At 44.5% G+C, this 14,431-nt stretch carries 13 protein-coding genes and 1 tRNA gene; 10 read left to right on the top strand and 4 right to left on the bottom strand.

The annotated features are described in order from the left end of the window. Positions 1-57 precede the first annotated feature (57 nt). The gene (locus tag A37S_RS0104985) at positions 58-1,116 is read right to left on the bottom strand and encodes a class I fructose-bisphosphate aldolase (RefSeq protein WP_028296021.1); all 1,059 of its coding nucleotides are present in this window, start codon (positions 1,114-1,116) and stop codon (positions 58-60) included. Between the two features lie 200 nt (positions 1,117-1,316). On the opposite strand from A37S_RS0104985, the gene A37S_RS0104980 reads away from it, so the two are divergent. Both A37S_RS0104980 and A37S_RS0104975 read left to right on the top strand, forming a co-directional pair. Then, positions 1,317-1,991, top strand: a complete 675-nt coding sequence (locus A37S_RS0104980; RefSeq protein ID WP_028296020.1) for a class I SAM-dependent methyltransferase — start codon at positions 1,317-1,319, stop codon at positions 1,989-1,991. A gap of 32 nt (positions 1,992-2,023) precedes the next feature. Further along, on the top strand, positions 2,024-3,685 hold the full coding sequence (locus tag A37S_RS0104975) for a L,D-transpeptidase family protein (RefSeq protein WP_051292739.1): 1,662 nt from the start codon (positions 2,024-2,026) through the stop codon (positions 3,683-3,685). 212 nt (positions 3,686-3,897) lie between these two features. On the opposite strand, the gene A37S_RS23685 is transcribed toward A37S_RS0104975, so the two are convergent. The 3 genes from A37S_RS23685 to era all read right to left on the bottom strand — a co-directional run bounded on the left by A37S_RS23685 (position 3,898) and on the right by era (position 7,349). After that, positions 3,898-5,904: a heavy metal translocating P-type ATPase gene (locus tag A37S_RS23685; RefSeq protein ID WP_084163760.1), complete on the bottom strand. Its 2,007-nt coding sequence runs from the start codon at positions 5,902-5,904 to the stop codon at positions 3,898-3,900. A 63-nt stretch (positions 5,905-5,967) separates the two neighbouring features. Further along, complete coding sequence (locus A37S_RS0104965) at positions 5,968-6,387, bottom strand: Fur family transcriptional regulator (protein ID WP_028296018.1); 420 nt, start codon at positions 6,385-6,387, stop codon at positions 5,968-5,970. Between the two features lie 83 nt (positions 6,388-6,470). Beyond that, positions 6,471-7,349, bottom strand: a complete 879-nt coding sequence (era, locus tag A37S_RS0104960; RefSeq protein WP_028296017.1) for a GTPase Era — start codon at positions 7,347-7,349, stop codon at positions 6,471-6,473. A gap of 169 nt (positions 7,350-7,518) precedes the next feature. Between era and A37S_RS0104955 the strand changes: the two genes are divergently transcribed. From A37S_RS0104955 to A37S_RS23680, 8 genes are all read left to right on the top strand, one after another. Continuing rightward, positions 7,519-7,591: transfer RNA gene (locus A37S_RS0104955), tRNA-Met, on the top strand. 52 nt (positions 7,592-7,643) lie between these two features. Continuing rightward, positions 7,644-7,910 (top strand): GIY-YIG nuclease family protein, encoded by a 267-nt coding sequence (locus tag A37S_RS0104950; protein WP_028296016.1) that lies wholly within the window; start codon positions 7,644-7,646, stop codon positions 7,908-7,910. Between the two features lie 182 nt (positions 7,911-8,092). Next, positions 8,093-8,209, top strand: a complete 117-nt coding sequence (locus A37S_RS26555) for a GIY-YIG nuclease family protein (protein WP_084163759.1) — start codon at positions 8,093-8,095, stop codon at positions 8,207-8,209. A gap of 53 nt (positions 8,210-8,262) precedes the next feature. Further along, the gene (locus A37S_RS0104945) at positions 8,263-9,450 is read left to right on the top strand and encodes an ATP-binding protein (protein ID WP_028296015.1); all 1,188 of its coding nucleotides are present in this window, start codon (positions 8,263-8,265) and stop codon (positions 9,448-9,450) included. Between the two features lie 172 nt (positions 9,451-9,622). Continuing rightward, a complete protein-coding gene (locus A37S_RS28270) occupies positions 9,623-9,736 on the top strand; it encodes a GIY-YIG nuclease family protein (RefSeq protein WP_084163758.1) in 114 nt (37 codons plus the stop codon). 77 nt (positions 9,737-9,813) lie between these two features. Continuing rightward, on the top strand, positions 9,814-12,240 hold the full coding sequence (locus tag A37S_RS0104940) for a hypothetical protein (RefSeq protein WP_028296014.1): 2,427 nt from the start codon (positions 9,814-9,816) through the stop codon (positions 12,238-12,240). 168 nt (positions 12,241-12,408) lie between these two features. Next, the gene (locus A37S_RS0104935) at positions 12,409-12,996 is read left to right on the top strand and encodes an RNA polymerase sigma-70 factor (RefSeq protein WP_051292738.1); all 588 of its coding nucleotides are present in this window, start codon (positions 12,409-12,411) and stop codon (positions 12,994-12,996) included. Positions 12,997-13,085: 89 nt separating this feature from the next. After that, on the top strand, positions 13,086-14,282 hold the full coding sequence (locus A37S_RS23680) for a FecR family protein (protein WP_051292737.1): 1,197 nt from the start codon (positions 13,086-13,088) through the stop codon (positions 14,280-14,282). Positions 14,283-14,431 lie beyond the last annotated feature (149 nt).

The raw sequence follows: 14,431 nt of genomic DNA, 5'->3' as shown, positions 1-14,431 counted from the left end.
AAGTAAAAATTCAAAAGTGAAAACTAAAACCGATACAGCAGCCCTCTTCATGCAACGCTAGGCGATGGTCACCTCTGACGCAAGGTATACATCCTGCACGGCATTCAAAAGTGCTATACCCTCTTGCATAGGCCGCTGAAAAGCCTTACGTCCCAAAATCAGTCCCGTGCCACCGGCCCTTTTGTTAATGACGGCACTGCGCACCGCATCGGCCAGATCCGTAGCTCCTTTTGATTCACCCCCAGAATTGATCAACCCAGCACGTCCCATATAGCCATTGGCTACCTGATAACGACAGAGGTCGATCGGGTGGTCACTGCTCAGCTCACTGTACATCCTAGGATCGCTCTTGGCAAAATTGATCGCCGTAAATCCACCGTTGCTCTCAGGAAGTTTCTGTTTCAGGATATCGGCCTGTATGGTTGCCCCTATGTGGTTGGCCTGTGCAGTCACATCGGCCGCTGTCTCATAGTTCACCCCGTCTTTCTTAAAGGCATTGTTCCGCGTATAGCACCACAATATGGTTACCATACCCAATTCATGCGCCCTCTCGAAGGCTTCTGCCACCTCTACGATCTGCCTGCTGGATTCCTCGGATCCAAAATAGATGGTAGCTCCCACCGCTACGGCCCCTAGATTCCAGGCATCCTCGACGGATCCAAACATGATCTGGTTGTATTTCGTAGGATAGGTAAGCAATTCGTTGTGATTTATCTTGACGACAAAAGGAATCTTATGAGCATACTTTCTGGACATCATGGCTAAGTTGCCAAACGTAGTTGCTACGGCATTGCAGCCTCCTTCTATAGCCAATTTGATGATGTTTTCAGGGTCGAAATAGGCGGGGTTAGCAGCAAAAGAAGCACCAGCGGTATGCTCTATTCCCTGATCAACCGGCAAGATGGAAATATAGCCCGTGCCTGCCAAACGGCCATGATTACGAATAGATTCCAATGAACGTAGTACATGGGCATTCCTGTTGGACTGCGCAAATACTTGATCGATAAAATCGGGCGATGGCAAGTGCAGTGCTGACTTGTCAATAGTCTTACATTCATGCTGCAAAAGCTCATCTGCCTTTGCTCCCAGCAATTCGCGAATATGTTGATAGCTCATATTTTGTTATTTTGATTTGGAATGATATAAAGATAACCCCACAGCTTGAAAATAGTTGGCAAAAAAAGGAAAAAGACATGGCGATGATGGAAACGCACAGAAACAGGAATAATACAGTGCGATAAAACCATTCTTCTTAGATTTGTCATTGCACAAAATATTTCATTACCTTAGTTTTCTAATCAGTCCTTGACAAGCATATGGATGAAATACGAAGGCGTTTCAGCGAAATATCACAGAAGTATGACCAGCAGCGGGCTTACCTAATACCTTGCTATAACGATTTTTATAGCATAGCATTGCCCCTCCTCAAAGAGCGAAAAGCTGGCGAAAGCCTACTGGATATCGGAGCAGGTACCGGTTTGTTTTCTTACCATATTTACCAGGCCAATCCAAAATTGCGTTTCACTCTGCTGGACATCTCGCCGGAGATGTTGGAAGTGGCAAAAGAACGCTTCGCTGGACTAGGTAATTTTCAATACCTGGAAACGGATTACAGCAATAAAAAATTACCTGGAAAATACGACATTATCGTATCTGCCCTTTCCATCCATCACTTGGAAAACGACGAGAAAGCCAAGCTATATGAGCGGATATACGAAGCGCTTAACCCTGACGGATTGTTCATCAATGCCGACCAGGTGAAAGGCCGTACCGATGCATTGGACAATTTCTACAAAGAGTCTTGGAAAAAAGCGGTCATTGAGTCGGGTCTCGATCAAGAGGCTATTAGGAATGCTTTCAAAAGGACTGAACTAGATCGCTTTGCTCCGCTCACCTGGCAACTCAATGAACTGCAAAAGGTGGGCTTCACCGAAGTGGACTGTATTTATCGTTACCACAATTTCGTGGTGATGATAGGAATGAAAAAGTAAAAAAGAACCAACAACCATTCAAATAGGAGTTCATGAAAAGGAAATACGTAGTCAATAATACCATCTATATAGTCACTTTGCTATTTCTGGTTATTACCTGTACCAATGTAGAGAAACGGAAAAGCAGAAAGGAAAAGGCCGACTCCCTAAAGCAAAGTTCCCTGCTGGAGTGGGATAAGACCATACCTGGAAGCTTTAGCAACCAAAAAACACTTAAATTTGACAGTCTGGCGTTAGATCAATTCCTTTCTACCTACCCCCTGTTTAGCAGCTACAGCTCTTCCATGAAGCAATTCTACAGCAAGAGGCAATATACCTATGCCTGGTACGACCAAGAAGGATTGATTGAGCAAGCGGACAACCTTGCCGATAGGATGCTCCATCTAAGAGATGAAGGACTGGAAAAGGATATACCTTACCGCGAGGCGCTCGATTCGCTCCTGCACAATTATGGACATCTGGGAGATGATACGCTTACGGATCTCGAACTGATGCTGACGGCACAGTATTTCGTATTTGCCCATATGGCCTGGGAAGGCATGGATGCCGATGCCAGCAAAAAGAACGAATGGTTCGTGACCAGAAAAAAGGTTTCTTATGAAGACTATCTGGATAGCTTATTGCAAAAACCGCTCGATAGTGACGACATGGCCATAGAACCCGTCTATCGGCAATATGAAAAATTGCGGCACTACCTCTTGCAGTACCGCAAACTGGAAAACAGGGAGTGGCCGCAATTGGCCTTAGACAAAAAATCCATTAAGCCTAGAGATTCGTCCACACTACTGCCCCAACTACGGGAAAGACTATTCCTGTTGGGCGATTATAAGGATACTGTCCGCCAAAGCACCTACTACGACAGTATCTTCGTAAAGGCTGTACATCTCTTTCAACAACGGCATGGTTTGGCTGATGATGGCAGCATAGGTCCTGGTACATTGACTGAACTGAATATCTCTCCAAAGGCTCGTCTCAGGCAAATCATGGTCAATATGGAACGCTGCCGTTGGCTACCCGTTGATCTTTCTACGGATTACCTCGCAGTGAATATCCCTGAATTCAAACTTCACGTATACAGAGATGGCCAGCTCGATTGGGACTGCAATGTGGTGGTAGGACAGGCAGTGCACAAAACCGTCATCTTCTCCAATCAGGTGAAATATGTGGTCTTTAGCCCCTATTGGAATGTGCCTCCCAGTATCGTGCGGAACGAGGTGGTTCCCGGGATGAAGAAAAACAGCAATTACATCGCGCGCCATAATATGGAAATAACGGGCAACAGCGGTGGCCTACCTGTAGTAAGGCAAAAGCCCGGCCCCAACAATTCCCTCGGATTGGTCAAGTTTTTATTTCCCAATAGCTACAACATCTATCTGCACGATACGCCCGCCAAGTCGTTATTCAGCCAGGATAGTAGGGCATTCAGTCATGGCTGCATACGCGTGAGCGAGCCGGAGAAGCTGGCCAATTTCTTGCTGAGAAGGGACTCGACATGGACACCGGAAGCCATCCGTGCCACCATGCACGCCGGAAAGGAAAAATATGTCACTTTGAACCCTACCCTGCCTGTTTTTATTGCCTATTTCACGGCCTTTATTGACAAAAACGGTCGCCTCAATTTCAGGAAAGACATCTACAAACGCGACGAACGTCTGGCCAACATGCTGTTGGACAGCGAAAAACAAGGCAATTAATGCTAAGCAATTCGCAAGTATTAATGACTAAAGGGATAGGCTGGCCATCTTGATGGTTTTCTCCTTATCGTCAGACCAAGCGAAGATTAGCCTATTGCCCGATTTGGTTACTTGGGGGAAACCGCTTTTTCTAGTTTCCGATGATGAGGCAATTGTCACTGATGGTTCTTTCGTACCATCGCGATGTACCTTATATACCTGGGTAAATGTCGTTAGTCGAATTTCATATTCTGTATACGTACGGCATTCAATATGGCTAATAAAGCAACCCCCACATCGGCAAAGACCGCTCCCCACATGGTGGCCATTCCACTAGCACCCAGAAGCAATACCAACAACTTTACGCCAAAAGCCAATACTATATTTTGATAAACGATGGCCTTTGTAGCTTTTCCAATTTTGATGGAAGTCGCCACTTTTTCAAACCGATCATCCTGAATAACCACATCGGCCGTTTCTATGGCCACATCGCTCCCCATGGCCCCCATGGCTATCCCAACATCGCTGATGGCCAAGACAGGTGCATCGTTGATACCATCGCCCACAAAAGCAATCACCCTATGTTTGTCTTTTTTCAGCGCCTCTATGTTTTCCACTTTTTGTTCGGGCAGCAAATTCCCAAATGCACGGTCTAGCTTTAAATAAAGGGCTGTTTTTTGCACAATGCCGTCGCTATCTCCGCTCAATAGAACCAACTCTTTCACGCCCTCTTTGCGCAAGGCCAGCAATCCACCCACTATATCTTCCTTGAGCTCATCGGCCAAACGCACGAAACCAACATATTCCTTGTCCAAGGCAAGCAATACTACTGTATCAACCTCCATATTCAATTGTTCTGGATAGGCAATACCGTATCGCTCTAGCAGTTTGGCATTGCCAGCAAGCGCCCACCTCCCATTCACCAATGCCTCTATGCCATGCCCTGCTATCTCCTTCACTTCCTCTACCTCAAAAACATGCTCTGCCGATCCAGTGTAATTTAGTATCGCCTTTGCTATTGGATGATTTGATTGCCTTTCCAAATGTTGGAGATAAGCCATAAACTCCACTTTATCAAGTACCGTTTCCATATAGTTTACGGCAAATGTTCCCTTTGTGATAGTTCCAGTTTTATCCATCACCACGGTGTTTACTTTGGTCAGGCTCTCCAGAAAATTGGCTCCCTTGAAAAGAATGCCATTTCTAGAGGCCGCACCTATGCCCCCGAAAAATCCGAGGGGAATGGATATCACTAATGCACATGGACACGATATGACCAGAAAAACCAGGCCCCTGTATAGCCAATCATGGAAATTATAGCTGGCAACAAAAAAATAGGGTATACAAACTACCAATAGCGCCAAAAAAAACACGATTGGGGTGTAGATTTTGGCAAAGCGACGAATAAGCAGCTCGGTTTTTGCTTTGCGACTTGAAGCATGCTGCACCATATCCAAGATACGCGCTATGGAGCTGTCAGCGTAAAGCTTTTCAGTTTTAAGTTCTATAACCCTATCCAATACAACCATTCCAGCAAGCACCCCCTCTCCCCGCCTATAAACCTTGGGCCTACCTTCACCCGTTATGGCCGCCGTATCGAGCTGAGCTTGCTCTGATAGGATGATGCCATCCAATGGCACACGTTCTCCTACTTTTACCTGTAGCAATTCGCCCACCTGTACTTCTTCGGGATTTACTTGTATGAAGCCTGCTCCCCTCTTTACCGTGGCACGTTTGGGGCGTATATCCAATAACGCCTTTATGTTGCTTCTGGCACGTGTAACTGCCGCTGATTGAAAAAGTTCGCCCAATGCGTAAAAGAGCATAACCGCGACCCCTTCCGGATATTCGCCAATATAGAACGCTCCAAACGTCGCCAATACCATTAGGGTAAATTCATTGAAAAAATCCAAATGCCTGATCGTTGCCCAAGCGTCTCGAACGACTGGCCAAGCTACGGGCATATAGGCAAGGGCATACCAGACAAAACGTACGTAGCCTCTGAATATCGGAAATTCGACAACATAATCGAGCAATAGGCCTATACCCAATAAAACAAAACTAATGCTTGCCGGCAAATAGGCTTTCCACCCTAAACCACTGGTATCGTGATTATGGTCGTGGTCGTGCCCTTCCATCGAACTATGGCTTCCTCCATGTTGGTGAACGTGTGTATGTACTTCATCGCTGCAACAAGCACATGTTGGTTTCTTTACTTTGGCAGGCACTAGATTTTCCATATCGATCCCGATTGCTGATATTGACAAAGGTAAGGAGATAAGGATGCAATGCGATTGCAAAGTTTAGTTCACATGTGAACATTGCTCGCAAAGCCCCTTAATGACAAGGCTTATTTCTTCCACCTGAAAATTGTTCGGGGTTTTCATTTGGCTTAGGTGATAATCCTTGAGGCAAAAGGTAGATTGACATTTATTGCAGTGAAAGTGTGCATGCAGATCTTGTGGAGCACAGTCGCAACTAGCCTCACAGAGCGCATATTTAAGTGCTCCCGTTCCGTCTTCAATGCGATGCACCAATTTATGCTTCTCAAAGGTTTTGAGGGTGCGATACAATGTTACGCGGTCTGCTCTTTCAAAATGGCCTTCCAAGTCATTCAAGCTCAATGCCGACTCGCTCTTGCTCAGCTCATCCAAGACCAACAGGCGCATGGCCGTTGGATGGATTTTTCTAGAAAGCAATATTTCCTCTAAATTGTCTTGCATGGCCCACCTCTCTTTTGGAGATAAGCAAATTTAGTGATTTATGAATTCAATTCCAATGCCCAAAACGGAACGCAGGTTCAACACTATTGCTCGTACCCAAAACTCTTCAAGTAATTCTTTTTGCTTCGCCAGTCTGGAATCACTTTTACGAACAGTTCCAAGAATACCTTTTTCTGGAGAAACTCTTCCATATCCTGCCGGGCATAGGTCCCCACTTTCTTGATCATGGCACCAGCCTTACCAATAATGATGTTCTTTTGCGAGTCGCGCTCAACAATGATTTCAGCACTGATCTTTATAATGTTCTCTTCCTCTTTAAAAGAAGTCACCACGACCTCCGTACTATATGGAATTTCCTTCTCATAAAGCTTGAAGATCTTTTCCCGTATCATTTCCGAAACAAAAAAACGTTCGGTTTTATCGGTCAACTCATCCTTGGCATAGAATGGCGGGTGAATAGGCAGATTTTCCAATACGAAGTCCATTATGCCATGTATATTATGGCCATGGAGGGCCGAAATGGCAAATATGGCCTGTGGCTGAAGCTTTTCCTGCCAGTAGGCAATTTTTTCCTTCACCTCTTGCTCATTGGATTTATCGATCTTATTGATAAGCACTACAATTGGTGAATTGGTCTTACGCAAGCGTTCGAGCACGTCTTCTTCATCATACCGCTCATGAATATCGGTCACAAACAAGATGACATCTGCATCTACCAACGATCCGTTAACAAAGCTCATCATGGATTCCTGGAGACTATAGACGGGTTTTATTACCCCTGGAGTATCAGAAAAGATAATCTGGTAGTCTTCGGCATTAACGATACCCAAAATACGGTGTCTTGTAGTTTGTGCCTTAGGCGTCACGATTGACATCTTCTCCCCTACTAATGAGTTCATTAGAGTAGACTTACCCGCATTGGGTTTCCCTACTATACTCACGAATCCTGCTTTGTGCTCCATTTTTTTCATTTTTTATTTGCACAGCAAAGAAACAAAATATATCTTTGCACTCCAATCAAACGAAAAACAAATATTTGTTTTCATGCTTTAAGAAGCATTTTTTAAAAACAAATTTTGTGTAGATTGGTTAAATATTTGAAATAGAGCAATAAGATTATCAAAGATATATTGCGGGGTGGAGCAGTTGGTAGCTCGTCGGGCTCATAACCCGAAGGTCACACGTTCGAGTCGTGTCCCCGCTACTAAAGGCCAGTGGGTTTCCGCTGGCCTTTCTTTTTTCAACCTGATTTCACCATGGACAAGACATTTACCGTATACGTCCTGTACTCCGAGAAACACGACAAGATATATATCGGCTTCACCTCCAACCTCCCAGAAAGGCTCAGATCGCACAACGAGCTCGGAAAAAAGGGATGGACAGTCAGGTTCAGGCCGTGGGAGGTCGTACACATGGAGATCTTCAGAACAAAACAGGAGGCCATGAAAAGGGAGAAACAACTCAAGTCCGGGGCCGGACGGCGGTTCATAAGGGACATCGTCAACCGGAACGATAACGGATAGACCGGTACGCCCGCTGGGCCGCACGTTCGAGTCGGTTGGGTTTGAAATATCCAGTGCAAGTGGAACTCTGGCAGCTCGTCGGGCCCATATCCGCCAAAGGCGGACACACGTTCGAGTCGTGTCCCCGCTACTAAAGGCCGGTGGGTTTCCGCTGGCCTTTCTTTTTTCAACCTGATTTCACCATGGACAAGACATTTACCGTATACGTCCTGTACTCCGAGAAACACGACAAGATATATATCGGCTTCACCTCCAACCTCCCAGAAAGGCTCAGATCGCACAACGAGCTAGCTTGCTAACTTTTTAAATCTTTTACCTTGCAAATCAAACATTTTGTATTATAATTGCAAGGATGGTAAAACGTAAAGCAGAAGCAGAAATCTTAGAGTTGCTGGATGAATATCCAGCTGTTGGGTTATTGGGGCCAAGGCAAGTAGGCAAGACAACCTTGGCGGAAACGATTGCCGCATCCGTCAATCCCAAACCGATCTATCTCGATTTGGAAAGCCCTTCTGACCACGCCAAACTGAAAGAGCCGGAGGATTATTTTGAGTTGCACACGGGCAAACTCATTGTTCTTGACGAAATCCAGCGCGTTCCTGAACTGTTTGCCGTGCTTCGTGGGGTCATCGACCGCAGACGCAGACAGGGATACCGCACAGGGCAATTCCTGATTTTAGGCTCCGCTTCGCTTGACTTGCTAAAACAATCCTCGGAGTCCTTGGCGGGACGTATCGCATACAAGGAATTATCGGGGATTACCGTTACTGAAATACCCGAAAAAACGCAAAGTGCCAGAGACTCGCTATGGCTAAGGGGCGGCTTCCCCGACAGCTATTTGGCAAAAAACGACGCGGCGAGCCTTCGTTGGCGCACCAACTTCATCAACACCTATTTGGAACGTGACGTGCCTCAATTCGGGCCAAGGATACCTGCCACCACCTTGCGGAGGTTATGGACAATGCTTGCCCATAGCCAGGGCCGCCAACTGAATATTGCACAGCTTGGCGCAAATTTGGATGTCGCTGCCCCAACAGCCAAGCGTTATATCGAATTGCTGGAAGATTTATTGCTTATCCGTACATTGAGGCCGTGGTCAGGCAATGTGGGGAAACGTTTGGTCAAATCGCCTAAGGTCTATATACGTGATAGCGGCATTACACATGCGCTGTTGAGCCTGACTACCTTGGATGACGTACTTGGCCATCCCATTGTCGGTGCAAGCTGGGAAGGTTTTGCAATAGAGAATTTATTGTCCTGCTTGCACGTAGGCATGACACCGTGGTTTTACCGCACCGCCGCCGGAGCAGAGATAGACCTTGTGATCGAGAAAAACAGGAAACAGTTGATAGCGATTGAAATCAAGCGTTCACTATCGCCTACGCCATCAAAAGGCTTCTATCTGGGCTGCGAAGATATAGGAGCCACGCAACGGTTTATCGTCTATCCCGGCAACGAACGTTTTCCTATCGCCAAGAATGTTGATGCTATTCCGTTAACGGAACTCATGTCAGTATTGGACACAAAAAGCGTAGGCTAACCAATCGCGTGAAATCCAGTATTATGATGATTTCCAAGAATATTCCGTTTGATTCCCCTTGAAATAAAGATTTTCGGGCTATTCGAGGAGGTTCTTTGCATTTAAAACAGCTTTATAGTGGCTAAAAAGGTCGACACTTGTAGCATTGCCCCTACTAAGTTTACCTAAGCCCATGAGCACTACTTTTACCGTATACGCGCTCTACTCCGAAAAACACGACAAGATATACATTGGGTTTACATCCAACCTTGCCGAAAGGCTCAAATCACATACTTATCATACTTGACATATAGCGTTATCTCCAAGCATCTTTCCCAACTAAAGGCTTTATACGTATCTTGCACGTGAAAGGGAGAGACAACAATGCCTATTAAAAAACCTGTCATAACTTTATTTTCAGCAATAACGGCATTACTATGTCTCCTCTCCTTTGGCATAGATCCATACATCGAACGATTGAAGGAACAGTTGCGGGCCTATATATTGGAGCATCCATTCATCAATCTCTATCTCCATCTGGACAAGGACATCTATATGGCGGGCGAGACCGTGTGGTTCAAGGCCTATCTCCCCTCTACTTCTATTATCGATAGCGAAGTGCTTTTCATAAGATTGCTAAATGAACGGAAACAGATCGTTGCAGAAAAGGAACTCCCTATTTACGACGTGCGATCGCACGGTGAAATAACACTACCTAACGACCTCTTTCCTGGCACATACACTTTATACGCATTTAGCGATAGGATGATCAATTTTGGCACTAGGGATATTTTTCATCGAGAGATAAAAGTCTCTGCAGATCCCGGCAATATGCTTCGCGTATCCGCTCATGTTGTCGATACCTCGGCCCTAAAACCCGGAAGCGATGTGAAGATTCGCTTTCGAGCAGAAAGCAGGGGTGCTCCTGCAAAAAATGTCAAAGGCAATTACAGGTTGCTCACTACCAGAAGTGAGGTAATCCAAGAAGACAAAATCTCCACAAATGCAGATGGAAATGCAGAAATAGCTTTCAAATATCCACCGATAGCGAATACGGAAACCATGCGGCTTGAGGCCATCTTTAACAAGAGCAACGCGGATGCAGAAGTAAATCTTTTATTACCTCCCTTACAGAAAGAAATCTCGCTGAACGTTTTTGCAGGTAATGGAGATATCATTGTAGATACACCATGCAAATTAGTACTGGAAACTACCGACCAAAACGGGAGCCCGATATCGACCAAAATTGCACTCCTCTCCAGAGCAAAAATCATTCGTAGTGTCATAACGGACAAAAATGGACTTGCTGCTTTTGATTTTTTACCGCGGGAAATAGACGGTTACAGTTTCCAAATACAGAACGATTTGCATAGAAAAACAGAGAAATTCCCCCTTCCGATAAAGAGACAGGGCTGGACAATGAAGCTGAAAAACCTTGAAAATGAAAGGAAGGCTATCGTGTACAATAAAGGGATGCACGAAAAAGCTACACTGGTATTGAGATCAGCAACGGATATCTTATGGGACCGTACCATAAACATAAAAAATGGAGATTCCATATTGTTGACGTTACCTGAAATCGATAGTGCAAAGCAAGTCTTAGGTCTATCGCTATTTGACCATCGTGATAGTCTCCATATCGAAAAACTGTTCCTAAGCCGCGATAAGGAAAACTACCATGTAGAGATAAGCTTTGAAAAAAAAGACTTTGGAACTGGCCAAAAAGTAAAGAGCTATATTCATATCGCGGATGCCGCTGGCAGACCTGTGGTATGCAATCTTTCAGTTTCTGTCGCATCTACCAGAACCATAGATGACAAAATCCACACGAACATCGTCCAGTCGGAAGAAAAGCTCATTTCCCTACTTTATCAAGAGCCAAAACAGCTCTATAGCCGATCAGACAGTCCTGACGACTTGCTTCTAGCCGCACAATGGAGATTAGCAAACTGGCAGGACGTTCTAAAGTATGAACCAAAGGGAGCTCTCAAGCTTATGAAAAACACTGGCGGTGTTTTGGGCATGGTAAAACCCAAACGGAAGAAGACAGCAATGCCTCAAGAAATGCATCTATTTGCAGCATCGGGGTATGTTGCCATACCCATAGAGCAAAATGGCCTTTTCAGCATTCACCCAAGCTATTTGCTGGCAAGGGAAGGACAAGAAAACCATTTGCTTACCGATGAAAAGTTTAGAGAAAAATACGGTGTTACACTTATCGAACCCTTGGACGGCTTTGACGATCAAGTCATTGGTATATTATCCTCGGACAAACACCTGTCTTATATGACAGCTACCGCTCCTCCGGAAAGATTACCTTTGATAACGGGTGTGATAAATCTCAAAGCAGTAGAGATTACGGCAAAGGTATCCGGCCTAGACTCGCTCACCTATCAAAAATTGCTAAGACAGTACCCCCGCAACTGTGCGGACTACGTGTGCGAATACAATATTTTGAATTGCCGCAACCACCGCACTGGCTCTCGACCGGTAATAGGTGCAACATATACCTACAATGGAAGATCACACCGCTATACCGAATGTCTCACTGCCCCGCCGGCAGAAGACAACAGTATTGCCTTAAAAAACATCAGCATACCCGAAGAGTTCCCTCAAGCGGACTCCACTACAACACCTGAAATGCTTTCTACGCTGTACTGGAATCCAAACCTCAACACCAATAAACAAGGAGACGCTGCTTTCGAATTCTTCACATCGGCACTAAAAGGCGATTTTATCCTAATCATTCAAGGAGTAGAAATCCATTCGTTGAAGCCGTTGTACGGACGGTCGGGATTTGCCGTTAGGTAAACGCCAAGAATAGATGCCCAGTCCAAACTCATACGCTCACCGTCGCCAATAATCCCATATGACTCCCAGTAATCAAAACGATTTCAAAATATCGATATCGTACATCGGTATTTTGAAATATAAAAAATTATCATTCTATTTGCTACGAACAATTATAACCTGCTTAACATGGCAGCAATTCGTGCTATAGACCCTTTACTAATCAGAAGACTCTGTGCAGGAGACGAGCGCGCTTTTCGGGAGATATACTTATTACTCCATGAAAAGATCTATCGCTTTGCCTTTACTTTTGTGAAAGACGAAGAACTAAGCAAGGAGATTACGCAAGAAGTTTTCCTACAACTGTGGCTTAGCAGAGATAAGCTCTCAGAAGACCTACCATTATATCCCTATCTTTTTACCCATGCCAGAAGGCTCACCATTGACATGTTCAGAAAAGACGCCGTAGTGAGGAAGTTCAGGCATGACTTAGTTGCCCGTATAGATCACTTATCCAATGACACCGAAAACACTGTATTTTGCAATGAGCTAAATCGAATTACCGAAGACGCGGTAAGCAGCTTACCTAAGCAACAACAAGTTGTTTTTAGGATGAGCAGAATGCAGGGACTTTCATACGAAGAGATAGCCAAAGAACTCCATATCTCAAAAAACACGGTTAAATACCATTTAATGTGTGCCTTGAAAACGTTAAAATCGCACTTTGTCAAGCATGATATCATGTATCTTTTGCTCTTACTTGCTTTATTGTCTTAATTTTTTTTATTTCTTCCTACCCATCCTTGCTTTTAATTCGTTTACAGCATATATAAACCGAATTAAGTTCGTATTAATATTTTTCTGTAATGACAAAGGAACGGCTTCGCAATCTGCTTATCTCTTATTGGGATGGTAGTATCTCCCTCAAAACGTTTGAGGAACTGGTACAATATCTCCAGCAACATCACGACGACAAGGAACTGGAAGAGGTCATGAAGGAAGTAGCGGAACTGACCGAATCATTGCAAACTGAGGAAGTACCCACACAAGCCATGTATGACAATATCATTCGTGATGTTCGCTACAGAGAAAGTACTATTCCAAGATCAATAAAACCTAGGGCATTGAAAAAATTCCTATTGCCTACCGCAATTGCAGCCTCAATTGCCTTATTGATGCTCTTCTATTTCTATCCTTCTAAGCAAGCAGCAATAGACATCCAAGGTGAAAAAACATATGTCGAGCAGTCAAATAAAAAGCATCAGGTAGTTCCGGGAAGAAAGCAGGCCACATTAACCCTAGCAGATGGCCGTATTATCACCGTAGACAGCCTACAGTACCAAGCAATCACTACACAAGACGGCATAAGGCTTAGCTTAGAAAATGGCCAACTGGTTTACGATGTGGACGACAAGCGAGCCTATGCCGCCACAAATACCATCAGTACGCCACAAGGTGGAGAGTACGAAATCACTTTGCCAGATGGAACAAGAGTTTGGCTCAATGCAGCTTCTTCCATCACCTATCCTATCGTATTTAAAGATGGTGTAAGAGAAGTATCCATAAATGGTGAAGTATATTTTGAGGTGGCAAAGAATAAGGATAAGGCCTTTGTGGTAAAAGCGGGAGATACACATATAAAAGTGCTAGGTACTCATTTCAACATTAGTGCCTATAAGGATGACTTTAGTATAAAGACAACCCTAATAGAGGGCAGTGTGCAAGTAGAGAAAGGCAACCTGGCAAGGATACTGAAACCGGGTCAACAAGCAGAAACATCTGATCGCTGGAACAATATTAAGGTCAATGACGTGGATATGGAAGAAGTGTTGGCTTGGAAAAATGGCTATTTCCTATTCAACAACGAAAATATCGTGAGTGCCATGAAGAAAATAAGCAGATGGTACAATGTCGATGTCGTCTATGAAAGTGACCTATCCAACAAGGGACTGGATGGAACCATTTCAAAAATGGAAGATATTCATCAATTGCTGAAGGCACTGGAACTTACAGGAGCTGCAAAATTCGAATTAGAAGAAAGGAGGATCATGATAAAAGAGTAAAACAATTCATTAAACGTTCATCATCAATAGTCTATACAAAAAGGAATCATTAGGAGCGGTGGTGCGCTCCCAATGACCATGGCCTTTTTGCGGCTATTCAGTTTATCAATTATCTTTTGGACCAATATTTAATAAACCTAATTTCAAAT

This window comes from Olivibacter sitiensis DSM 17696 (genome assembly GCF_000427965.1).
GTDB classification, from domain to species: domain Bacteria; phylum Bacteroidota; class Bacteroidia; order Sphingobacteriales; family Sphingobacteriaceae; genus Olivibacter; species Olivibacter sitiensis.
This window is presented reverse-complemented; position numbering and strand designations above follow the sequence as displayed.